The 22,225-nt window shown below is 71.0% G+C and carries 22 protein-coding genes; 10 read left to right on the forward strand and 12 right to left on the reverse strand.

The features are described from left to right. Positions 1-9 precede the first annotated feature (9 nt). A complete protein-coding gene (locus tag ABZX85_RS17415; RefSeq protein ID WP_355868575.1) occupies positions 10-627 on the reverse strand; it encodes a hypothetical protein in 618 nt (205 codons plus the stop codon). Positions 628-1,156: 529 nt separating this feature from the next. Between ABZX85_RS17415 and ABZX85_RS17420 the strand changes: the two genes are divergently transcribed. Both ABZX85_RS17420 and ABZX85_RS17425 read left to right on the forward strand, forming a co-directional pair. Continuing rightward, positions 1,157-1,594, forward strand: a complete 438-nt coding sequence (locus ABZX85_RS17420; protein WP_355868578.1) for a DUF6300 family protein — start codon at positions 1,157-1,159, stop codon at positions 1,592-1,594. 95 nt (positions 1,595-1,689) lie between these two features. Then, positions 1,690-2,076: a hypothetical protein gene (locus tag ABZX85_RS17425; protein ID WP_355868581.1), complete on the forward strand. Its 387-nt coding sequence runs from the start codon at positions 1,690-1,692 to the stop codon at positions 2,074-2,076. 188 nt (positions 2,077-2,264) lie between these two features. On the opposite strand, the gene ABZX85_RS17430 is transcribed toward ABZX85_RS17425, so the two are convergent. The 5 genes from ABZX85_RS17430 to ABZX85_RS17450 all read right to left on the reverse strand — a co-directional run bounded on the left by ABZX85_RS17430 (position 2,265) and on the right by ABZX85_RS17450 (position 9,063). After that, positions 2,265-2,666, reverse strand: a complete 402-nt coding sequence (locus tag ABZX85_RS17430) for a hypothetical protein (protein ID WP_355868584.1) — start codon at positions 2,664-2,666, stop codon at positions 2,265-2,267. Then, positions 2,666-5,197, reverse strand: a complete 2,532-nt coding sequence (locus tag ABZX85_RS17435; protein ID WP_355868587.1) for a hypothetical protein — start codon at positions 5,195-5,197, stop codon at positions 2,666-2,668. Before ABZX85_RS17435 ends, ABZX85_RS17430 begins: the two co-directional genes overlap by 1 nt. Beyond that, entirely contained in the window at positions 5,197-7,023 is a 1,827-nt protein-coding gene (locus ABZX85_RS17440; RefSeq protein WP_355868590.1) for a hypothetical protein, read from the reverse strand. Before ABZX85_RS17440 ends, ABZX85_RS17435 begins: the two co-directional genes overlap by 1 nt. A gap of 131 nt (positions 7,024-7,154) precedes the next feature. After that, positions 7,155-8,612, reverse strand: coding sequence for a recombinase XerD (locus ABZX85_RS17445; RefSeq protein ID WP_355868592.1), 1,458 nt, complete (start codon positions 8,610-8,612; stop codon positions 7,155-7,157). A gap of 82 nt (positions 8,613-8,694) precedes the next feature. After that, on the reverse strand, positions 8,695-9,063 hold the full coding sequence (locus ABZX85_RS17450; protein ID WP_355868595.1) for a hypothetical protein: 369 nt from the start codon (positions 9,061-9,063) through the stop codon (positions 8,695-8,697). 184 nt (positions 9,064-9,247) lie between these two features. Between ABZX85_RS17450 and ABZX85_RS17455 the strand changes: the two genes are divergently transcribed. Continuing rightward, positions 9,248-9,430, forward strand: coding sequence for a hypothetical protein (locus ABZX85_RS17455; RefSeq protein WP_355868598.1), 183 nt, complete (start codon positions 9,248-9,250; stop codon positions 9,428-9,430). Between the two features lie 44 nt (positions 9,431-9,474). Here the strand turns inward: ABZX85_RS17455 and ABZX85_RS17460 are convergent, their stop codons facing one another. The 3 genes from ABZX85_RS17460 to ABZX85_RS17470 all read right to left on the reverse strand — a co-directional run bounded on the left by ABZX85_RS17460 (position 9,475) and on the right by ABZX85_RS17470 (position 11,386). After that, positions 9,475-10,275, reverse strand: a complete 801-nt coding sequence (locus ABZX85_RS17460) for a hypothetical protein (protein WP_355868601.1) — start codon at positions 10,273-10,275, stop codon at positions 9,475-9,477. Between the two features lie 133 nt (positions 10,276-10,408). Beyond that, entirely contained in the window at positions 10,409-10,669 is a 261-nt protein-coding gene (locus ABZX85_RS17465; RefSeq protein WP_355868604.1) for a hypothetical protein, read from the reverse strand. A 117-nt stretch (positions 10,670-10,786) separates the two neighbouring features. Further along, on the reverse strand, positions 10,787-11,386 hold the full coding sequence (locus tag ABZX85_RS17470; RefSeq protein WP_355868607.1) for a class I SAM-dependent methyltransferase: 600 nt from the start codon (positions 11,384-11,386) through the stop codon (positions 10,787-10,789). Positions 11,387-11,538: 152 nt separating this feature from the next. On the opposite strand from ABZX85_RS17470, the gene ABZX85_RS17475 reads away from it, so the two are divergent. From ABZX85_RS17475 to ABZX85_RS17495, 5 genes are all read left to right on the forward strand, one after another. Further along, positions 11,539-12,318, forward strand: coding sequence for an MHYT domain-containing protein (locus tag ABZX85_RS17475; protein ID WP_355868610.1), 780 nt, complete (start codon positions 11,539-11,541; stop codon positions 12,316-12,318). Positions 12,319-12,358: 40 nt separating this feature from the next. Next, positions 12,359-14,899 carry a sensor histidine kinase gene (locus tag ABZX85_RS17480; RefSeq protein ID WP_355868613.1) on the forward strand — a complete coding sequence of 847 codons (2,541 nt, stop codon included), beginning with the start codon at positions 12,359-12,361 and terminating at the stop codon, positions 14,897-14,899. Beyond that, complete coding sequence (locus tag ABZX85_RS17485; protein WP_355868616.1) at positions 14,896-15,333, forward strand: roadblock/LC7 domain-containing protein; 438 nt, start codon at positions 14,896-14,898, stop codon at positions 15,331-15,333. The genes ABZX85_RS17480 and ABZX85_RS17485 overlap by 4 nt, the downstream gene beginning before the upstream one ends. Before the next feature lie 7 nt (positions 15,334-15,340). Continuing rightward, positions 15,341-15,736, forward strand: a complete 396-nt coding sequence (locus tag ABZX85_RS17490; RefSeq protein ID WP_355868619.1) for a DUF742 domain-containing protein — start codon at positions 15,341-15,343, stop codon at positions 15,734-15,736. A gap of 183 nt (positions 15,737-15,919) precedes the next feature. Beyond that, positions 15,920-16,522, forward strand: coding sequence for an ATP/GTP-binding protein (locus ABZX85_RS17495; RefSeq protein ID WP_010355426.1), 603 nt, complete (start codon positions 15,920-15,922; stop codon positions 16,520-16,522). On the opposite strand, the gene ABZX85_RS17500 is transcribed toward ABZX85_RS17495, so the two are convergent. Next, a complete protein-coding gene (locus tag ABZX85_RS17500) occupies positions 16,519-16,947 on the reverse strand; it encodes a PPOX class F420-dependent oxidoreductase (RefSeq protein WP_355868623.1) in 429 nt (142 codons plus the stop codon). The two genes, ABZX85_RS17495 and ABZX85_RS17500, sit on opposite strands and share 4 nt — an antisense overlap. A gap of 104 nt (positions 16,948-17,051) precedes the next feature. On the opposite strand from ABZX85_RS17500, the gene ABZX85_RS17505 reads away from it, so the two are divergent. Beyond that, positions 17,052-17,465 carry a roadblock/LC7 domain-containing protein gene (locus ABZX85_RS17505; RefSeq protein WP_355868626.1) on the forward strand — a complete coding sequence of 138 codons (414 nt, stop codon included), beginning with the start codon at positions 17,052-17,054 and terminating at the stop codon, positions 17,463-17,465. Positions 17,466-17,592: 127 nt separating this feature from the next. Next, positions 17,593-18,708, forward strand: coding sequence for a DUF6397 family protein (locus tag ABZX85_RS17510; RefSeq protein ID WP_355868629.1), 1,116 nt, complete (start codon positions 17,593-17,595; stop codon positions 18,706-18,708). An 18-nt stretch (positions 18,709-18,726) separates the two neighbouring features. On the opposite strand, the gene ABZX85_RS17515 is transcribed toward ABZX85_RS17510, so the two are convergent. Further along, positions 18,727-19,593 carry an acyl-CoA thioesterase II gene (locus ABZX85_RS17515; RefSeq protein WP_355868632.1) on the reverse strand — a complete coding sequence of 289 codons (867 nt, stop codon included), beginning with the start codon at positions 19,591-19,593 and terminating at the stop codon, positions 18,727-18,729. Positions 19,594-19,624: 31 nt separating this feature from the next. Next, the gene (locus ABZX85_RS17520; RefSeq protein ID WP_355868635.1) at positions 19,625-22,138 is read right to left on the reverse strand and encodes a DUF3516 domain-containing protein; all 2,514 of its coding nucleotides are present in this window, start codon (positions 22,136-22,138) and stop codon (positions 19,625-19,627) included. Between the last annotated feature and the right edge of the window lie 87 nt (positions 22,139-22,225).

Below are 22,225 nucleotides of genomic sequence, written 5' to 3' on the forward strand. Positions count from 1 at the left end.
CCGATGCTTTCAGCCGGGGAGGTTCTGCTCGCCGTCTGCCGCCGTGGCCGCATCCGACCGCGCGTCCGTCATGGGGTCGTCGATGATGAGGCGGAACCTCCAACCCTCAAACGAGGACAGGGCCTCGCCCAGTTCTTCCCACGACAGCATCTGCCCGTCGACCACGGCCCGTACCGGGCCACCCTCAAGATCCCCGACCAGCCGCCCTGCGGCTGTCCTGCCGGCTAGTTGCCACCCCGGGCCCGGTGAGGCCGGTTCCAGATAGCCGAAGCTGATCTCAGCTTCGGCCTCTGCCCTCACCTGCGCGGCCAGTTGGTTTGCGTCCGCGTCGTGATCGCCAAGCACGGCGAACTCGAACCCGTCGTCCCTGTCCCGGCGCTCTTCGACCAGCTGGACCGCGATCCCGGTGGGAGCCCGCCACAGTCGGTAGCGCATGACATGCCGACGCCCGTCCCTACCGACGACTTCTACCGGGGGCGGGGCGAGCGGGAGGCGCGGCATCCCCGTCACCGCCGCGATCCGCTCATCCAGGCACGGATCGCACAGGGGGCCCTCGTCGTTTAGCCACTGATCCGCCGGACGTCGGCCGCACTCCCGGCACCCGGTCGCAGCCTGCTGTTCGTCCATGAGATTCCCCACCATACGGTCAGCACGGCTTGACGTGTGGCGACCGAGCCGAGACTGGGGTTGGGCAGGGGCAGCCTGGACCGGTTCCCGGTTTTGAGCGGCCGTATCCTCGCCGACCGCTACTGGTCAACGACGGCCGGCGGCGGAAGGTTACTCCCGGGCAGGCCCCGGAGCGCCGCTAGCTCGGACACCGGGCAAGGCCGCCGGCGTTCTCCGAGCCACCGAGCTGGTCGCTAACGACACGGGGGCGCGCTCGGAAGCGGCATGGCGGTATGGCGCGGCCAGGGCTGCACACTGCGCGTCACCGCCTCGACTGCGGTCCACCGTCAACTCGTCGCCCTGTGCGAGCTCGTCGAGGGCGCTCGGAGCACCTCGTCTGTACCCGGCGCAGCGCCCAGGGCCCCCGCGAGTAGGAGAACCGCGTCAACGCCGTCCCGGGCGCCACCGCCGGAGGCGATCGCCGGAGCCTCGCCTCATCTGTTGTCTGGCGAGGTGCGGCTCTTGACGGTGATCCAGGAGCGGGCACATCGTGGCGCATTGCACCAACCTGTCCCAAGGGGAGATTGCTTTGTCTTCCGAGTGGCGCTACTTCGTCCGTCCTGACGGTTCCTTCTGGCGCACGCCCAACATCGACGGGTCTCTCGACTCGGTGACGGACGAGGAACTGGCGGGCATGGATCGCACACTTGACCGGCGCCGCGAGGAGAAGACACCAGTGCCGTGCTCGCGGTGCGCACGGAAATTGCTGCTGCACTGGAACGGGCCGGCGCCGGGCGTGATGCTCGAACTGTGCGAGGGCTGCGACAGCGGCCGTCCGGCCGCGAGCGACCTGATCCGCTGGATCGGCGATCCCGCCCGGCGTTCGCAGGACCTGCCGCTGCTCTTCGAGATGTGGGAGACGGAGACCATGGAATCCATGGGCTGGGTTTTCGTCCCTGCCGACGACGATCCGCTCGGACAGAACTGATGGATCTCACGATGATCGCTCTCAACGCCCACGGCTGGACCGGACGTTCCCGCGAAACGCCATCATCGGTCCTCGGGGCGGGGTAGACCGTTTGCATGGAACCGGACGAAACCACTCTCCCGGACATTTGTGATCTCTGCGGGCAACTGCTGGAGGAAGAGACGGAACTGCTGGCGCTTGTCGAGGACTCCTCCGCCATTCACACCAGCGACGCGAAGATGGACGGCAAGCGGCTGGTGGCGGTGTGCTCGCCCGAGCACCTCAAGGAGTTGCAGCGGCAGTACGCGGAACGGCCGTACTCCGAGCCGGAGTTGTGGGCAGGGAAGATTGCCCGCGCGGTGCTCGCCTATCCGAACGGGATCAAGCCCAAGCAGCTACGGCGTGAGACCGGGTTGACTGATCAGCAGATCGAGGCGGCCGTGACCTGGAACAACGAACAGGCCCGGCAACGACGGACCGACGAGTCCGGCGGACCCGAGTAGGCAGGCTTCCTGGCGGGGCCAGGAAGCTGTCGGCTGCCAGCTAGAACTATGCGTAGCTCCCCGGCGTACATAGAGGCCGATGACGCCCGCGGGCTCTGTCCCGATGCTGAGTAGCGCAGTGCGGCAGCGAGGTGCGGGCCTCGGCAGGTGCGGGCTCCATGGCTCGGCTGCGGGAAGGGTGGAGTCGGCTACTCGTGGTCTTGGGTGGGCAGGACCGTCATGCGGCGACGTCCGAGACGCCTTTTGAGCGTGAGGTTCTCGGCGTAGAGATTCGCCGTTACCGTGGCGAGGGCGTCGAGCTTGCCCTGGGTCTGTGCCGCCTGCTCCCTCGCCTTGCGCAGCTGCTTGCGGAGCTCGGTGATCGTCTCGTCGCGCTGGACCTCGCCGGGCGTTCGCAGGACTGGGCGGGCGACCTTCGCGTCCCATTCGGCGAGGATGTCTTCGGCGCGGTGCACGGTCGCGTGGCTGACCTGGGCCTCGCGGGCGAGGTTCTCCTTGGTGAGGGCGCCGTCGGTGTGCAGGGGCTCGCCGGCCAGGAGGCGGGTCATGGCTGCGCGCAGCTTGGCGGCGGACGCCGCGGATACCGGCATCAGGCCGCCCCGTCCTCGTCGAGGGCGCGGGTTACGAGCCGGACGTCGGCGAGCCGGACGAGGACGGCTTCGCGACGGGGCGGCGAGAGCGTGGAGTCCTTGGCCATGGAGTTGAGATCGTCCTCCTCGGCGACCCAGTACGGGGCGTGCTTGCGGGTGATGGTGGAGTTTCGGCAGCGGGCGGGCTGGCAGGCGCCGAGGAGCGGTGCCACGCCCCGCTGGTCGTCGGGGAGTTGGTCTTGGCATTCGGCCTGCGGGGCGTCGAACATGCAGTGGTTGAGGGTGCCCAGGAACAAATTGGGGAACTCAGCGGAAAGCAGCGCGGCCTCGACGCGCTCATCGGCGATGTGCGCGCGGAGCTGGGGGTCGCCGTTCATGGAAGCGATGACCTTGTCCAGACCCATGTGGAGTCGGGTAGCACCGGGTCCGACCGCGACGCGCTGCCCAGCGCGGCGGTCGCGCAGCAGCTCCACCAGTTTCAGGGCGGCCGCGTTCTCCAGGTCCTTGTCGAACTCCTTGGCCCAAGCGGTGTCCATCTTCCCGTAGGCGTCGGTGACGCGGTTGGACATTGCGCGGCGGGCTGCGTGCTTGAGCTGGAGCCCGAGCGCGATCTCCGCGTCCGGGTCGCGGGCGGTCAGGCTGGACATCGTCTTTCGGAACATATGGGAGCGCACGTGCGCGGGCGGGATCTTCTCCAGCCCGTACTGGGCACAGACCGCGTTGACGCCCTGGACGAAGAAGTCGAGCTCGCGTTCGGAATCGATGCCGTGCCGTCCCGCGCGCTCGCCGCGTGTCGGCTGGAGGGTGGCGAAGAGGTGGGTGGGATGCCAGGACAGGCGCTCGGCGACGGCGATGGCCTCGGCGGCCGGCTCGATGATCCACCAGTGCAGTTCCGGGCGGGCGGGATCCTTCTTGGTCTTGTGGGAGACCACGGCCGGGGAGCCGAAGTAGGTGCGCAGCGAGTCCCGTTGAATCTCCTGGATCTCTGAATCACGCATCATGGTGATCGCGCTCAGGAGGACGTACACGGCAGCGCGCAGCATGTGGAGTTCGAAGGCGAGGCCCTCGGCCGTGATCTCCATCCGCCAGGGCCCGCTGCTGCCGTCGGGCCGCCGGACACTGGCGGCGTCGGGGCACGGCAGCGGAAGGGACCGCCACCCGACCCCTGCGGCCGTGTCGACGACCGTCGTCCGCCCGGCGGATATCGCCTCCTGCAGCCACCGCGTGCGTTCACGGCCCGTTCTCTTCTCGGGCGAGAAACGGCGGGCGTAGCGCTGCCGGTCGACGCCAGCGGGCGGACTTCCCCAGATCATCCGGGCGACGGTCGCAAGGACCGGCTGGCTCGGCTTGCCGGGGTCGTCCGGGGCGTACACCGGCACCAGGTGCGCCGCGTCGGCGAGCCACCGGCGGACGTCCTCGTCCAGCTCCTGCCTGCCGGGGTCCTGCCTCTGGCGGTGAGGGGCGTGGGCCGGGGCCGCGGAGCTCTTGGCGTAGCGCATGCCCACCCGCACGGTGTGGATGCGGCCCGAGGCGATCGCGGTCAGGACCGTGGCACGGCGCGCCGCGGCTCGGTGGCTGCCGTTCAGGGCGAACAGGGTCCGGCTTGCACCGTCCGTAACCTGTCTGCTGAGGACGGTCCACATAGGGGTTCCGGCAGCGTACGCCTGGGTGTCGTGATCGTGGACGGGCACAGCGTTGTCCGGGTTGTTCAGCCATGTGGTCAGCAGGGCATCGACGTCGTCCAGACGCGGCGGCTGCGGCCCCGGTGCGGGAGGACGGTCGGAGTGCCGGGCCGCCTCGCGGTCGAAGTGGTCGCGCCAGCGAAAGATGTCCGGTGCGAAGGTGTGGATGTAGGTCCAGGCGGCCCGCAGGACCGGCCACCAGGTCTCGGGCGGGATGGAGGGGGTGGCCAGTCCGTCTGGGGTGGTGGCGTTCTCGCCCTTGGCTTCGATCGCCTCCTTCCCGACCTCCTTGGCCGTCTTGCCCTCCCAAGGGTCGGTGAAGGGACTGATACCGGTGATGACGGGGGCGAGCTGCCGCAGCCGTCGAACCGCGCCCACATGGGTGGCGATGGTTTTGCCCGTCGTGACCGTGGCCGCCTTGTGCGCGACTGCGTCGTACCAGTCCTCGGGATCCCACAGGCCCAGGTCGGCGGGCAGACGCCGCTCCCGGCCCCACCGCATGATCACCCGAAGTTCACCCATCTCGGCCCGGATGGTAGCCAAGGACCGGGGCACCGCGGACAGGAAGATCGCAGCCGTGCGCAGCGTGGGGTGGGCGGGGTTGAGCAGAGCGAAGCAGAACTCACGCAGCTGCAGATTCATCAGAAGATCGTCGGCATAGAACGTGATGGTCCAATCGCCGGGCGCCTTGTTGGCGGGTCTGCCGATGCAGTCCGCCTGCCAGCGATGAGTGTCGCCAAATCTCGGGACGTCGAAGCCATCGAGGAGCTGGTAGCCGCCGTGGCTGAAGACCAACTCGTCGTCGCGGAAGGTCACCGAGGGCAGAGGCGCGGCAGCGGGCCGGGGCATCATCGGTCGTACTCCGTCCGCAGTCCCAGAGGAAGATCGAGACGCACGCCGAGTTCGACGATCTCGCGGCGTGCGGCGGGCACGAGCTCGGCGCACTCCTCGAACACCTCGGCCAGCGCGGCGGCCTGCCGGCCCCACAGCGCCTGCCAGCGGGGCGGGGCAAGCCGGGCACGCATTGTCTCGATGTGGTCGGACAGCAGGAGCAGGCGCGGCAGGTGCGAGGTGAAGACCACCGCGTTGCGGCAGAGCATGCACATCGCGGGCGCGACGTGGCAGACCTTGTTGTCCCGCCGGTGCGGTGAGGAGTGCGGGTTACGGCAGTTGACCAGTCCCATGTCCAGCTCGCCGGCCCGCAGCAACTTGGCCTCCTCGACACTCAGCCCCAGATCGGCAGCGACCTCCGGTTCCTCCAGCCGCGCCTCGGCCTCGGAGGTGACAAGCACCGGGCGCTCGGACAACCGCTCGAAGACCCACCGCTGGGCCTTGTTGATCGCGCGGCCGGCCAGGACGTGTGCCGTCGTGCCGTGCGCGTAGTGATTGCGGTAGACCTCCACATGGTGGTCGTCGCCCGCAAGATCGCTCACCGTGCCGCCGAGGGCGACAGCCCGCACCGTCTTGGTCGTCTTGCGCAGCCGCCGCACGTCATACGGTGCGGAGACAGCCAGCGGGCCGCCCGTGCCTCCCGGTGGGTCGCCGATCCAGTCACTGAAGCGACGCCCACTGGGGAGGAACGTGGCCACGCCCGCGTCGAGTACACCTGACCAACGCCGTTCCACGGCAAGGAACAGCCACGGCTCGGCTTCGGGAAAGACCTCACGCGTCAGTGCGGTGACCGCCAGCAGCCGCCGTAGCAACCCCGGGACGTCCCACGCCCCGTCTCCGAGGAAGTCCACGGCCCCTGCCGCCTGGTCTTCTTCTGGATCAGCATGGAGATCGGCGCGGATGCGTTCAGCGCGATCCTTGCGCTGCACCAGGCGCACGCCGCCATCGGTAAACTCAAGATCGGGTAGATGCAGGTCGTGGAGCTCCTCGGGGGTGGTGTCGCTCATCCCCAGCAGCAACAAGATCCGAAACGCCTGGAGGTCCGTCTCCGCTGGGAACAGCAGTGCACCGACCGCCGGAATCAGGTAACGCAGCCCCCGCTTCAGCAAGGTCCCGTCCTCCGCCGCGGGCAGCAGCGCCTTGACCTCGGACGGCCACTTCTCGGCGCTCTCCGGCAGCCGCGGCTTGAGCAGGCCCGTGGTCAGCAGCCGCGAGTGGGCCGCCCCCACCAGGTTGGCCGGCTCGTGCCAGTCTCCGTCCGCGCGGGGATCGACGCCCCGGGCCAGCAGCTCACTGCCCCGGACAAGCCGCGCCTCCAGCGCCCGCACCGCCGCGCGGGCAGCGTCCCGGAGCACGATCCGCTCCGCGTTGGAGTACTCATCCAGGGGCTCGGACGTGTAGCCGGGGTAGGCGGCCGGAGCCAGGGCCCGCAGCCGCAGTGCCTCGGCGACGGAGTCGCCACGCTGCACCCGCTGCTCGAGCAGCGTCAGCAGGGAATTCACCTTCACATACGGCCGGTTGGAACGCAGCCCATGCCTGTCCCGAAGCTCCTGCTCCCACCCGTGGATCGCCTCCACCAGTTCGGCACCATGCCGTTCCAGGCGGGCTTCGGCGGGGTCCAGGCCAACGGTAGGAAGATGCTCATCGGCATATGTGGCGAACGCACGGACAGCCTGCGCCAAGTCAGCTCCGCCGTCGCTCCGCTTCATCGAACGGGTGTAGATCAGCCATTCATCGGCGAGTTGAGCCGCCAGGGTGCCGCATCGGAATTTTGCCGGGTCCACGCTCCGCCGCACCCAACCACCCCGGGTCTCCGCCCGCAGCTCCCGGACGCCGATACGGTCCGGCTCCGGAACCGGCATCGGTGTCCGAGCACTGGCCCGGATGCGCGTCTTACGCTCGCCGCGGCGGGCCATCAGGCAGCGCTCTCAGTAAGCGCGGCCGCGTAGTCGGCGTACGTCCGGTCCTTCTCGTTCCATTCGGCGATGGCCCGGGCGACCAAGGCGTTGGTGCCACGGATATAGGTGAGGTACCGCAAGGTCGACTTTGGTCCGCTATGACCCAAAAGGCGCATCAGGATCAGCAGAGGGTTCCGTGAGATGTGGTCGGTCAGGTAGGCGTTGTGGCGCCCGGCGAGGTACTGCTCGGCCTCCTCCTGGAGAATCAGCTTGGTCAGCAACCGCAGCATGTAGATCGCGAATGTGTGCCTTGTGTCGTGGATCCGCAGCCGCGTCGGCATCACGAAGCCGACCTCGTGTTCTTCGGACAACCGAAGGCTCCGCAGGTGCGCCTCGTCGAATATCTGCTCCCACCTCTGCGAGGACGGCATCCGGCCTCCCCGGCCGACGAACATCGCCATGGACTCCAGGCCGTGATCGCCTTCCACCACGGCGAGCCGGCGTATCTTGGCCGGCATGGCCTCGACCCGGTAAGTCTTGCGGCGGCCGTCCAGCATGCCGCTCACCTTCATCCGCCGCGTGTTGATGTCATCGACGATGAACAACTCCTCCCTGCGACGCCACAGCGCCTTCGCGGAGGCCCGCACCATCGCCGCCCGCTCGGTGCGGCGGTACATGTCCAGCTCGCGCAGCGTCGGATCCTGAATCATCACCACGCGGTGGATTCCGAATTTGGCGATCGCCTGTAGCGGAACCTCGGCCGGCGTGGCATCACGCCGCGGACGGCCCACCTCCATGTCGAGCAGGCAACTGAACTCCTGCAGCCGCATCCCTGTCGTAATCGCCAACTCAGGGCCGACACTGTTGCGCAGCGGGGAGCGACCGGGGAACGACCTGTCCACGCTGCCATCGGGGAGATACCCACGTAGCCCCACCTGCTTGAGGAACCGCCACTGCCGATACGTCAGGTTCCGCACGTCGAGCTGAGTCGTCGCACCCCAACTCAGGACGTCCTTACCGTTCCGGCGCCGGAAGTAGGGGCGCGTCTCCAGCAACTTGGCCTCGTCGACCGCCCAGCCATAGAAGTTGTTGAGGAACGCCCGGCGCCTCTTCCACGTCGCCGGAGCATCCGGCGACTCCCGGTGCTCGGTACAGTCCTCCCGGTAGGCCACAAGATCTTCTTCAAGCGCAGACAGCAGATCGGTCGGCGGATCGAGCTCACACTCCAGGAACTCGGTCACATCGAGCGCGTCGTAGGTGTAATCCTCAAGCGACTTGGCCTTCAGCGTCTTCGCCATCTCCAGGAAGAAGGAGACCAACGGCTCCGAAGGACGCATTCCTTCACCAAGGAAGAAGGGCGTGCCGTCCTTCAACGCCCCCGGACGGTTGACATACGCCGCCGCGTCCAAATCCAGGCCAGGGGGCGCCTCGTAGAAGCGACGCACCTTGGCACGCGACACGAAGAAGTAGTCCATCCCGAACCGCCATGATCATGAGACAAGCAGGAGGGACGCAACCTAACAGCCCCACCTGAAGCCTCGGCGGCCCTGCGGATCACTACTGAGACAGTCTCGGGACCTTGGCATAATGGAGGGCCAGGAGCGTGGCCGCGCCCCAGAAGGCCGCCGACGGGCAGGCGTCCGGCGCGACCCGCGCGCGGGTGAGCAGCGGCAGCGCCTCCCGCACGGGCACGAGGGCGGCGGGCACCTGGGCAGCCTCCACGCCCGCGCCCGCGCGACGGACGACGCGCAGGCTCCCGGCGGAGCCGACAGCGGGCGGGGTGGTGCCGTCGGGGTGCCAGAAGGCGATCCGGCCGGTGCGGGCCGGGTCGCCGGGCACGAACACGGCGTGGCAGCGGAACGGTTCGGGGACGCCGGGCGGTGCCTGCGAGGGGAGCCTCTGCGCGGAGATGATCCTACTCCTCAAGTTTGACTAGCTAAGCCGGGGCCGCCGAGGGTACAGCATGGGAAGGGGCCGACGGCAACGGTCTCTCAGGGACGTCTCGGGGTCGTGTCTCAGGGACGTCTCAGGGTCGGCGGCTGGAACCGCGGGCCGCGTGGAGCCGTTCTCAGAGCAGAGAGCGGCAGTGGCCGCGAAGGAGGCGACGCACATGTCGAAGAACGCGAAGATCGCCGCAGGAGGGGTGGCTGCCGGGCTCCTGCTGCTGATCTGGCTGCCCTGGTGGGCGGCGCTGTTGATCGTGGTGGGCATCCCGACTGCCGCCTACCTCACGCTGGACCCGTCCCAGCGGCGCAGGCTGCGCCGCATCAGTCGCAAGGAGCTCGGCCGCTGAGAGCGGGGCCGGACCGCCTCCCGCCGGCGCGGGGGCGGTCCGGCTCAGTTCGGCCGGACGGCCATCCGGTCCAGCGCCGCCAGCAGCCCCGGAAGCTCGGGCCCCCGGCCGACCGGCAGCACCTCACCGGGCTTGTCGTCGAGGAGCACGAAAGCGATGTCGTCGGTGCGGGCCACCAGCGACCAGCCGGGCCCGTCGGCGCGCAGCGTCCGCGCGTCACCCGGCGCGAAGGACGACCGCACCCGGCCCAGCGGAGGCGGCGTCTCGACATAGGCGCGGGCCTCCGCGAGGACCCGCCGGACGTCGCTGGGCCGCTCGGCCGCGTCCTGCTCGCCGCGCGGCGCGAACTGCGAGTCGTCGATCTGCTCGCGCCACTTCGTCCACTGCACGGCTATCTCGTCGGCCCCCAGCCGGCGCTGCGCCGAACCCCAGCCCCCCGTGTCCGGCGGGACCAGCGCGGGCCCGTCGGCGACCTCCGGAGCGGGGTCGTGCGGCGCTGGCACTCCGGGCGCCGCCACGGCCACCGCGAGCGGCCAGCCCGGCAGACCGGCGACGACCGTCCGCTCGTCCGGCGACAGGTCGTACTCCATCCCGCAGTCCCAGGAGGCGATCGCGACCGCCACCAGCGACACGTCGTCCACCACCACGGTCCACCGCGCGCCGGTGCCGTCCTGGCCGAACACCAGCCCGTAGCCGTCCGCCAGCGGCGCGAGGCCGAGCGCCGCGCACGCCTCCGGATAGTCGTCGCCCAGCGCGCTCGGGAACTGAGCGGGCGTCAGCAGCACCGCCGTGAGCACATACAGCGCGTCCTCGGCGGCGACGACGTCCTCGTCCGTTCCGGCCATCCCAGCCTCCCCGCGTGTTCGTCCGACGGCGCGCACCCTAGTGCGCCTGTGAGCCGCTTGTCACGACTCCCAGACGGACCCGGAGCTGCTGGTTTCGCCAGAACGCGCGAGAACACGGACGAACCGGGCCGTGTCAGGCGCCGGGCAGCCCGAGAAGTTCACGGGCGACGGTCCGCGGCGACTCCTCGCGCTCCCGCGCGAGCGTGACCACCGCACGGCACGCCAGCTCACGGACCCCGAAGGAGAGCGCCTCCGGGGAGACCCACCCCGCCGCCTCCTCGATCCCCTCCTGATCGTCCCGCGCGCACGCCACGACGTACACGGCCGCCGCCTCGAACAGATTCGGCACCCGCTCCCGCCGGTCCTCGGCCGCCCCCGGCGCCCTGCCGGTCAACTTCCTCCAGGCCCTACGGAACCCGCCCGCCACATGGACCACCCTCCTCCTGCTCGCCGATCCCGAGCCTCCCAACGTAGGGTCGGAACTTTTCCGACAGAAGGGGGCCGGTCGGGCTCAGCGCTCCCGGACCGCCAGCGCGAGGAAACGGCCGTCCTCGTCGGCGTACGACGTCATCCGCCACCCCGAACCGGCCAGCAGCGGGCGCAGGTTCGGCTCGGCGCGCAGGTCGTCCGGGGTGAGCAGGCGCCCCTGACGCACCGCCAGCGCCGCACGGCCCACCGGGTGGAAGAGGGCCAGCCTCCCGCCGGGGCGGACCGCGCGCGCCAACTCCCGCAGCCCGCCGGAGGGATCGCCGAGGTGCGAGACGAGACCCGCCGCGAACACCGCGTCCAGCGACGCGCCCCGCAACGGCAGCGCGCGGACGTCCGCCAGCAGCAGCCGCCCGTCGAGGTCCCGTCCGGCCCGTACGGCGGCCCGGAGCATCGCCGGGGTCAGGTCGGCCCCCAGGACGGTCCCCGAGGGCCCCACGGCGGCTCTGAGGGGCGGCAGGGCCCGTCCGGTGCCGCAGCCGGCGTCCAGCACACGGTCGCCCGGACACAGCTCCAGCGCGGCCACCGCGGCGGCGTAGGCGGGGCCGTCGCCCGCGAACTTGGCGTCCCACCCCGCCGCGCGGGCCGTGAAGAACTCCTGGACGTGCGTGCGGTCGTCACTCATGCACCGCATGATCCCGCACGGCCACGGGAGCGCCTGTAGCGAGCACGTCCGGACGCGAGGTGATCGACCGTACGTACTTCTCCGCCAGATTGCGGCACTTTCCGAAACGTGCTCCCTTTCTGCACCCTTGCCAGGACTAGCGTCCCTGAGCCATGGGACACCTGGACCACGCAGCCTTCGGCTGGCTGACCCCCGTGCTGTCGTACGTGATGGCCTGCACTGGCGCCGCCCTCGGGCTGCGCTGCACCGTCCGCGCGCTCGCCGCCACCGGGCGCTCACGCCGCAACTGGCTGATCACCGCCGCCTCCGCCATCGGCACCGGCATCTGGACCATGCACTTCGTGGCCATGCTCGGCTTCGCCGTCAGCGGCACCGACATCCGCTACGACGTGCCGCTGACCGTCCTGAGCCTCGTCGTCGCCATGGTCGTCGTCTGCGCGGGCGTGTTCGCCGTCGGCTACGGACGCGACCGCACGCGCGCGCTGCTGACCGGCGGCCTCACCACCGGGATCGGCGTCGCGAGCATGCACTACCTCGGCATGGCCGCCGTCCGGCTGCACGGAGAGGTCCACTACGACCCGATGACGGTCGCCCTCTCCGTGGTGATCGCCGTCGTCGCGGCCACCGCCGCACTGTGGGCCGCGCTCAACATCGAGTCACCCGTCGCGGTCACCGTCGCCTCCCTCGTCATGGGCGCGGCCGTCAGCAGCATGCACTACACCGGGATGTTCGCGGTGAGCGTGCACGTCGAACCCTCCGGGGCGCCGTTGTCCGGGGCCACCGCGATGCAGTTCATCTTCCCGCTCGCCGTCGGCCTCGGCTCCTACCTCTTCCTGACCTCGGCCTTCGTCGCCCTGTCGCCCACCACCAGGGAACGCGAGGCGACCGCCTCCGCCCAGCAGGCCGTGACACCCGTCGCCACCCGCGCCTGACGGCGTCCGAGCCCCCGACCCACCCGCCAGCGAGGAGTCCATGCGTACCCCCAGGAAGGCCACCGCAGCCGGCACCGAACCGCCGCCCCCGGTGCGCGGACGCCGCGCCCACGCCGGGCCGCCCGCCGACGAGCACCGGCGCGACCCCGAGGACATCACTGCGGGACCGCCCCCGCGCGCGGACCGCTGGCGAATACGCCCCCGCACCGTCCGCGCCAAGATCGTCTGCCTCCTGATGGTGCCCGTCGTCTCCCTGCTCGCCCTCTGGGGGTACGCCACCGTCACCACCGCCCAGGACGTCTCCCGGCTGCGCCAGATCCAGCGCGTCGACTCCGAGGTCCGCGCACCCGTCGCCGACGCCGTCGCCGCGCTCCAGGCCGAACGCCTGGCCGCCGTCCAGTACGCGACCGAGCCCCGGGCCGGCCAGGACGACACCCTGCGCCGCCTCGCCGCCGCCACCGACCGCGCTGTCGCCCGGCTCCGGCTCGGCGACGACAGCACCGTCGCCGACGCCCAGGAACTGCCCGCCGGGGTCGCTCAGCGGCTCGACGCGTTCGTCACCGGCGCCGGACAACTGCGCACGGTGCGCGGCGCGGTGCTCGGCGGGACCGTCGACTGGTCGCAGACGTACACCCGTTACACCCGGACCATCTCCGCCGCGTTCGCCGTCGGCGGCGCCCTCTCCGGCGTCCAGGACGCCGAACTCGGCTCCGACGCGCGCGTACTGCTCGAATTCTCCCGCGCCGCCGAAGCCCTCGCCCAGGAGGACACCGTCCTCGCGGGCGCGCGCCTCGCGGGCCGCCTCGACACCGAGCGGCTGCGCCTGTTCGGCGGCGCCGCCGAGACCCGCCGCACCCTCACCGAGGCCGCCGTGGCCGACCTGCGCGGACCCGAACAGGCCGCCTGGCGCACGCTGGCCCGGGATACCGCGTACACCGCCCTGACCGCCGCGGAGAACCGGGTCCTCGCGAACGCCCCCGGCGAACGGGCCCTCGCCGCGGCGCCGGAGGCCGCCTGGAACGCCGCCCACGCGCGCGTGCAGGACGGGATGCGCACCATCGAGACGGACGCCGGGCACGAGGTCGTCCGCCGCGCCGACCCCTTCACCCGTGGACTGCTCACCCCGGCCGGCGCCGCCGTCCTGCTCGGCCTCGCCGCCGTCATCGCCTCGCTCGTCATCTCCGTGCGCATCGGGCGCGGCCTCGTCGTCGAACTCGTCAGCCTGCGCAACGGCGCCCTGGAGATCGCCCGCCGCAAACTCCCCGAGGCCATGCGGAAACTGCGCGCGGGCGAGGAGATCGACGTCCGCGCGGAGGCCCCGCCGGGACCGCGCGCCGAGGACGAGACGGGACAGGTCGCCGAGGCCCTCACCACCGTCCACCGCGCCGCCCTGCGCGCCGCCGTGGAGCGCGCCGAACTCGCCAGCGGCATCTCCGGGGTGTTCGTCAACCTCGCGCGCCGCAGCCAGGTCCTGGTGCACCGTCAGCTGAGCCTCCTGGACAGCATGGAGCGCCGCTCCGACGACCCCAACGAACTGAGCGACCTCTTCCGCCTCGACCACCTCACCACCCGCATGCGGCGCCACGCGGAAAGCCTGATCATCCTCTCCGGCGCCGCCCCCGGCCGCGCCTGGCGCCGGCCCGTCCCCCTGACCGACGTGGTGCGCGCCGCCGTCTCCGAGGTCGAGGACTACGCGCGCGTGGAGGTACGACAGCTCCCCGCCGCGTCCGTCGCCGGTGCCGCCGTCGCCGACCTCACCCACCTGCTCGCCGAACTCGTCGAGAACGCCGCCCAGTTCTCGCCCCCGCACACGCGCGTGCGCGTCACCGGGGAACCCGTCGGCAACGGGTACGCCGTCGAAGTCGAGGACCGGGGTCTCGGCATGGGCGACGAGGCGCTCGCGCGGGCCAACCGGCGCATCACCCAGTCGGAGGCGCTGGACCTCTTCGACAGCGACCGCCTCGGTCTGTTCGTCGTCAGCAGGCTCGCCGCCCGCCACGGCATCAAGGTCCACCTGCGCACCTCGCCCTACGGCGGCACCACAGCCGTCGTCCTGCTGCCCACCGCCCTCCTGGACACCGGCAAGCCGGAACGTTCCGCCCAGGAAGCGGTGTCGAGCGGCGCCCCCGAGTACGGCGTGGAACCCGCGTACGCGCGCGTGCCGGACGATCACGACCACGAAGCCGCACCCGCCGCCCGCCCCGCACTGGTCGGACCGGCACCGGCCCCGGCAGCGGTGACGGCGTCCGCGCCGGCGCAGGCACACTCCCAGCCCTCCGGCCCACCACCGCCCGGAGTCACCCCTCTGCGCCTGCACCGCCCGCCGGACGACGCACAGCCCCCGGCGGAACCCGACGACGACCTCCCGCGCCGTGTGCGCCAGGCGAGCCTCGTCCCCCAGCTACGCGGCCCGCGCGCGGAGGAGGAGCCGCGTCCACGCCGCCCCCGCGACGACGGACGCACCCCCGAACTCGTCCGCGACCGCATGACCGCCTACCGCGCGGGCTGGGCCCGCGGCGGCGGCAGACAGCCCGGCCGAGCGGCCGGGACGCCACCCGGCAACGAAGGAGACCCCGCATGATCCAGGACCCCGGCACGAGGCCGTCCCAGCGGTCGGGGGAACTCGACTGGCTGCTGGACGACCTCGTGATGCGCGTGAGCGAGGTACGGCACGCGGTCGTGCTGTCCAACGACGGCCTCGCCGTGGGCGCCTCCACCGACCTCGGGCGCGAGGACGCCGAACACCTCGCCGCCGTCTCCTCCGGCTTCCACAGCCTCGCCAAGGGCGCCGGACGGCACTTCGGGGCCGGCGGCGTGCGCCAGACCATGGTCGAGATGGACGACGGCTTCCTCTTCGTCGCCGCCGCCGGGGACGGCTCCTGCCTCGCCGTCCTGACCGCCGCCACCGCCGACATCGGCCTCGTCGCCTACGAAATGGCCCGCCTGGTCAAACGCGTCGGCGAACACCTCCACACCCCGCCCCGCGTCACCGCGCGCCCGCCCGCCGCCGGATGAGGCACCGATGACCGACCAGCCGATCAGCGCCCAGTGGTACGACCACGACGCCGGGCCCCTCGTCCGGCCCTACGCCATGACCGGGGGACGCACCAGACCCGGCCCCACCGGGGTCCGCTTCGACCTCATCGCCCTCGTCACCCTCGACCCGGGCGCGCCCGGCGCCGACGGCGACCACGCGCTCGGCCCCGAACACCGGGCGCTGATCGACCTGTGCCGGGTCGAGACGCAGTCCGTCGCGGAGCTCTCCGCCGGGACCGACCTGCCCGTGGGCGTGGTCCGGGTGCTCCTCGGAGACCTCCTGGAGACGGGCCGCGTCACCGTCAGCCGTCCGGTGCCGCCCGCGCACCTGCCCGACGAACGGATTCTGCGAGAGGTCATCGAAGGGCTGCGGGCGCTGTAGATGAACACCCGTCACCACGCGCGCGTATACGTACGCATCTCGCGCCCACCAGGACACCGGAAAGAACAAGAACGGTCACGAAAGACGGATTGCGATCGAACCTCCCGCCGAAGGGCCGCGGTCGCCATCCTGCTGCCCCCGGACGACACCCACGCACGCCGGCATCCCCGAGAGAAGTGATCCATGGCCTCCGAGCACCCCGACGCCACCGGCGAGACGGCCCCGCTGGCACTGAAGATTCTGGTCGCCGGCGGGTTCGGCGTGGGCAAGACGACCCTCGTCGGAGCGGTCAGCGAGATCAAGCCGCTGCGCACCGAGGAACTGCTCAGCGAAGCCGGACAGGCCGTCGACGACACCGACGGCGTCGACCAGAAGGTCACCACGACCGTCGCCATGGACTTCGGCCGGATCACCATCCGCTCCGGCCTGTCCCTGTACCTGTTCGGCACCCCCGGCCAGGACCGCTTCTGGTTCCTGTGGGACGAACTCTCCCAGGGCGCCCTCGGCGCCGTCGTCCTCGCCGACACCCGGCGCCTGGAGGACTGCTTCCCGGCCGTCGACTACTTCGAGCACCGGCACATCCCGTTCGTCGTCGCCGTCAACTGCTTCACCGGTGCCCGCGCCTACGCCGCCCCCGACGTGTCCCGCGCCCTCGACCTCGACCAGGGCACCCCGGTCGTCCTGTGCGACGCGCGCGACCGCGACTCCGGCAAGGAGGTCCTCATCCGACTCGTCGAGTACGCGGGCCGCATGCACACGGCCCGCCTCCTCGATTCGGTGAGTTAGTCGGCCACCGACTTCTGCGCCAGTACCTTCTCCACGGCGACCCGCACCAGCAGTTCGCCGGGTACGCCGTTGCGGGCGCCGAACTCCTCGGCGCGGTCCTCGCCCATGTAGCGGGCGCCGATCCTGGCCGCCCAGTGGCGGACCTCGTCGAGGTCCTCGGAGAGCGTGGCACGGCCCTGGACCACCACGTAGTCGAAGGGCGGGCGGTCGTCGTCGACACACAGCGCGACACGGCCGTCCCGGGCCAGGTTCCGCCCCTTCACGCTCTCCTTGCCGGTGTTGAACACCAGGTCGTCCCCGTCGAGCAGGAACCAGATCGGGGCCACGTGCGGACTTCCGTCCGCGCGGACCGTGGACAGCTTCGCGGTACGGGTGCCGTGCGAGACGAACGCCCGCCATTCCTCGTCGGTCATCTTCTGCGCCATGCCGCCATCCTCCTTGCTCGGGCGCCCGAAACTGCGGAAGGCTGGCGGGCAAGTCCTCGCACGGGCGGGACCCAACGGGGAGACGCACGCGGGGAGAGCGAAGCATGGGGCAGAACCAGGGACTCGACTGGCTGCTGGACGACCTGACCGGACGCGTCGAGCACGTACGGCACGCACTCGTCCTCACGACCGACGGGCTGGTGGCCGGCGCCAGCACCGGACTGCGCCGCGAGGACGCCGAACACCTCGCCGCCGTCTCCTCCGGCCTGCACAGCCTCGCCAAGGGCTCCGGCCGCCACTTCGGCGCGGGCCGGGTCCGGCAGACCATGGTCGAGTTCGACGACGCCCTGCTCTTCGTCACCGCCGCCGGAACCGGCAGCTGCCTGTGCGTCCTCACCGGCGCCGAGGCCGACATGGGCCAGGTCGCCTACGAGATGACGCTGCTCGTCAGCCGCGTCGGCGAACACCTCACGATGGACGTCCGCCAGCCCGAGCGAACTCCCCTCACAGAGCGCTGACCTGCGTATTCTTCATTGTATACAAAGTTATCCACAGGCTCGCCACGAGATCCGCAGACACGGCTACGGTTTTTCCCAGGGCACCGCGAACGGCGCGGAGCCCGACACGGAACGGGGGAGACCAGCCATGTCTCAGCACACCGACACACGACCGCATCCGCCCACCTGCACACCCGCCCGGGCGGCCCGCGAACTGGGCGTCAAACGCGCCGAGCTGGACCTCGCCGTCCACCTCGGGCGGGTCCGGACAGTCCCGGACGAAGGAGGCGGCGGCCGGCGCGTCCCGCACGCCGAGATCGAACGGCTGCGCGCCGAACCGGACTTCCCCGAGTCCTTCCTCGAAGAGGTGCGCACGGTCGGCACCGGCGAGGCCGCCCGCCTCCTCCAGGTCTCGCCCGCCCGCTTCTCCCGCCTCGCGCGGCTCGGCCTCGTCGTGCCGGTGCGGTTCTACCTGAACAGGTACCGGGCCGTCGTCTGGCTCTACCTCGCCGACGAACTCCGCCGGTTCGCCGCCGACGGGAGCAACGCGCCCATGCTCAGCGGCCGTACCCCCACGGACCTGAAGCAGCGGCTCACCGAAGGGACCGACCTCAGGCCCCGCAACTGGCGGGGCCGCCACCTCGGCTTCCTGCTCCGCCAGACCGAGACCCCCTGGCAGCGGGCCGGCGCCCTGGCCGCCCTCCTCGACCCCGCCCAGCTCGCCGAACTCGTCCCCGACCCCTACGAACGGGCCCACCTCAACCGCTCCCGTCCCGCCCTCCCCGCCCCCGGCACCCCCGGCTCCCCGTCCGCCCTCCTCACCCTGGCCATCACCACCGCGGACGACCCCGACGAGATCGCCTGGCTCCGCGCGGACCTCACCCAGGCGCTCACCGAAGCCCGAGCGACCTGCCCGGCACCCCGCCCGACCCACACCCCCGGCCCGAAACCCCGTCCCGACTCCGACACTGCCTGCGCACCCGACACTGCCTGCGCCCCCGAGCCCCCGACCGCCCCCGAGCCGTCGAGCGCCCCTGAGCCCTTCAGCGCACCCGAGCCCCGGACCGTGTCCGACCCCGAGCCGAAACCCCGAGCCCACCCCGCCCCGACCCCCGCCCACGCGCCCCGCACCCAACCCCCACCGACCCCCGCCCCCGAACACGCGCCCCGGCCCGAGCAGACACCCCGCCTCCTGCCCGTCCGCACCCGCCGCCCGCTCCTGAAGTGGCTGCGCCGAAAGGAGAGGGCGCGGCAGCGGGCCTGACGAGGTCCGGGCGCACCCCTACAGCGCCCGGAACAACCCCTCCTGGACGACGGACACCAGCAGCCGCCCGTGCAGGTCGTAGATACGGCCCCGGGCCAGTCCCCGCCCACCCGTGGTGATCGGCGACTCCTGGTCGTACAGGAACCACTCGTCCGCCCGGAACGGCCGGTGGAACCACATCGCGTGGTCCAGGGAGGCCATGTCGAAGTTCCGCGGCCCCCACAGCGGTTCGACGGGGATACGGACGGCGTCCAGGAGGGTCATGTCGCTGGCGTAGGTGAGCGCGCAGGTGTGGACCAGCGGATCGTCGCCCAGCGGCCCCACCGCCCGCATCCACACGGCGCTGCGAGGCTCGGCCTCCTTCAGCTCCTCAGCCGTCCAGCGCAGCCGGTCGACGTACCGGATGTCGAACGGCTGACGCCGGGCCATCCGCTCGAACTGCTCGGGCAGCGTCCCGAGATGCTCCTGGACTTCCTCCGCGACGGTCGGCAGCGAATCCGGGTCCGGGACCTCCCGGGCCGGCGGCAGCTGCTGCTCGAAGGGACCTTCCTCAGGCTTGTGAAAGGAGGCGGTGAGATTGAAGATCGTCCGGCCCTGCTGGACGGCGGTGACCCGCCGGGTGGTGAACGACCGCCCGTCGCGCACCCGCTCCACCTGGTACACGATCGGCACCCCGGGCCGGCCGGGACGCAGGAAGTACGCGTGCAGCGAGTGCACCGGCCGGTCCCCCTCCGTGGTCCGGCCCGCGGCGACCAGCGCCTGCCCGGCGACCTGCCCGCCGAAGACCCGCTGGAGGGACTCCTGGGGGCTGCGGCCACGGAAGATGTTGACCTCGATCTGCTCCAGGTCGAGCAGGTCGACGAGTCTCTCGGCGGGGTTCGTCATGAGTGTGCTTCTCCTGTGCTGGTGGCTCTGCTCAGAGCTGTCCGACGGACGTGACCCGGACGACCGCGCGGCCCTCGGCGTCGGACGCCTCCAGGTCGACCTCGGCACTGACGCCCCAGTCGTGGTCGCCGTTCGGGTCGTCGAAGATCTGCCGGACCCGCCACAGCCGGTTCGCCGGCTCCTCCTGGATGACGAGCAGCTTCGGACCGCGGGCGTTGGGGCCGGTGCCGAGGTCCTCATACTCGTCCCAGTACTTGTCCATCGCCTCGCCCCACGCGTCCGCGTCCCAGCCGGACTCGGCGTCCAGCTCGCCGAGCGCGTCGACCTGGTCGAGGGCGGCGAGTTCGACGCGGCGGAACATCGCGTTGCGTACGAGGACACGGAAGGCGCGTGTGTTGAGGGTGACCGGCTTGACCTCGTCGGCCTTCTCCTGCGCCTGTTCGGCGGTCATCTCCTCCGGGTTCGCGAGCTGCTCCCACTCGTCGAGGAGACTGGAGTCGACCTGCCGGACCATCTCGCCCAGCCACTCGACGATGTCCTGGAGGTCCTCCGACTTCAGATCGTCGGGGACGGTGTGGTCGAGCGCCTTGTACGCGCTCGCCAGGTAGCGCAGGACGATGCCCTCGGTGCGCGCCAGCTCGTAGTGGGACACCAACTCGGTGAAGGACATGGCCCGTTCGAACATGTCCCGGATGACGGACTTCGGGGACAGCGGGTGGTCGCCGACCCAAGGGTGGCTCTTGCGGTACGTGTCGTACGCGTGGAAGAGCAGCTCCTCCAGCGGCTTCGGGTAGGTGATGTCCTGGAGGCGCTCCATGCGCTCCTCGTACTCGACGCCGTCCGACTTCATCAGGGCGACCGCCTCGCCGCGCGCCTTGTTCTGCTGGGCGGCGAGGATCTGGCGCGGGTCGTCGAGCGTGGACTCCACGACGGAGACCATGTCGAGGGCGTACGACGGCGACTCGGGGTCGAGGAGCTCGAACGCGGCGAGGGCGAACGTGGACAGCGGCTGGTTGAGCGCGAAGTCCTGCTGGAGGTCGACCGTGAGGCGCACGATACGGCCCGTCGCGTCGGGCTCGTCGAGCTTCTCGACGATGCCGCCGTCCAGCAGCGAGCGGTAGATCGCGATCGCCCGGCGGATGTGCCGCAGCTGCTGCCTGCGCGGCTCGTGGTTGTCCTCCAGGAGGTGGCGCATCGCCTCGAACGCGTTGCCGGGGCGGGCGATCACCGACAGCAGCATCGTGTGCGTCACCCGGAAACGCGAGGTCAGCGGCTCCGGGTCCGACTCGATCAGCTTCTCGAAGGTGTTCTCCGTCCAGGCCACGAAGCCTTCCGGCGCCTTCTTGCGGACCACCTTGCGCCGCTTCTTCGGATCGTCACCGGCCTTCGAGAGCGCCTTCTCGTTCTCGATGACGTGCTCCGGCGCCTGCGCGACGACGAACCCGGCCGTGTCGAAGCCGGCCCGCCCCGCGCGGCCCGCGATCTGGTGGAACTCCCGTGCGCGCAGCGTCCGGACCCGGTTGCCGTCGTACTTCGTCAGCGCCGTGAACAGCACCGTACGGATCGGCACGTTGACGCCGACACCCAGCGTGTCCGTCCCGCAGATCACCTTCAGCAGGCCTGCCTGGGCGAGCTTCTCCACCAGGCGGCGGTACTTGGGCAGCATGCCCGCGTGGTGCACGCCGATGCCGTGCCGGACGTAACGGGAGAGGTTGCGGCCGAACTTGGTGGTGAAGCGGAAGTTGCCGATCAGGGCGGCGATCTGCTCCTTCTCCTCCTTGGAGCACATGTTGATGCTCATCAGGGCCTGCGCCCGCTCCACCGCCTGCGCCTGTGTGAAGTGCACGATGTAGACCGGCGCCTGCCGGCTGTCCAGGAGGTCGGTGAGGGTCTCCGTCAGCGGCGTGTAGCGGTACTCGTAGGACAGCGGCACCGGCCGGTTCGCCGAGCGGACCACCGCGGTCGGGCGGTTCGTGCGGCGGGCGAGGTCCTTCTCGAAGAAGGAGACGTCGCCCAGGGTCGCCGACATCAGCACGAACTGCGCCTGCGGCAGCTCCAGGATCGGGATCTGCCAGGCCCAGCCCCGGTCGCCCTCGGCGTAGAAGTGGAACTCGTCCATGACGACCTGGCCGACGTCCGCGTCCTTGCCGTCGCGCAGCGCGATCGACGCGAGGACCTCGGCGGTGCAGCAGATCACCGGGGCGTCGGAGTTGACGGACGCGTCGCCGGTGAGCATGCCGACGTTCTCCGTGCCGAAGATCTTGCACAGCTCGAAGAATTTCTCCGACACCAGCGCCTTGATGGGAGCCGTGTAGAAGGTGACCTCGTCGCGGGCGAGGGCCGCGAAGTGGGCGCCCGCCGCGATCATGCTCTTGCCGGACCCGGTCGGCGTCGACACGATCACGTTCGCCCCGGAGACCACCTCGATCAGCGCCTCCTCCTGGTGCGGATAGAGCGTGAGACCGCGCTCCTGCGCCCAGGACTCGAAAGCCTCGTACAGGGCGTCGGGATCGGCGGTCGGCGGCAACTGATCGATGAGGGTCACACACCCATCTTGCCTGCCGGGACCCCTTCGAGGGGAATCGGCTGCCGCCGCGAAGATCATGGCCGCTACGCTGTGTCGCCGACGGAG

Origin of the sequence: Streptomyces sp. NPDC004539 (assembly GCF_040610055.1) — a bacterium.
GTDB lineage: Bacteria > Actinomycetota > Actinomycetes > Streptomycetales > Streptomycetaceae > Streptomyces.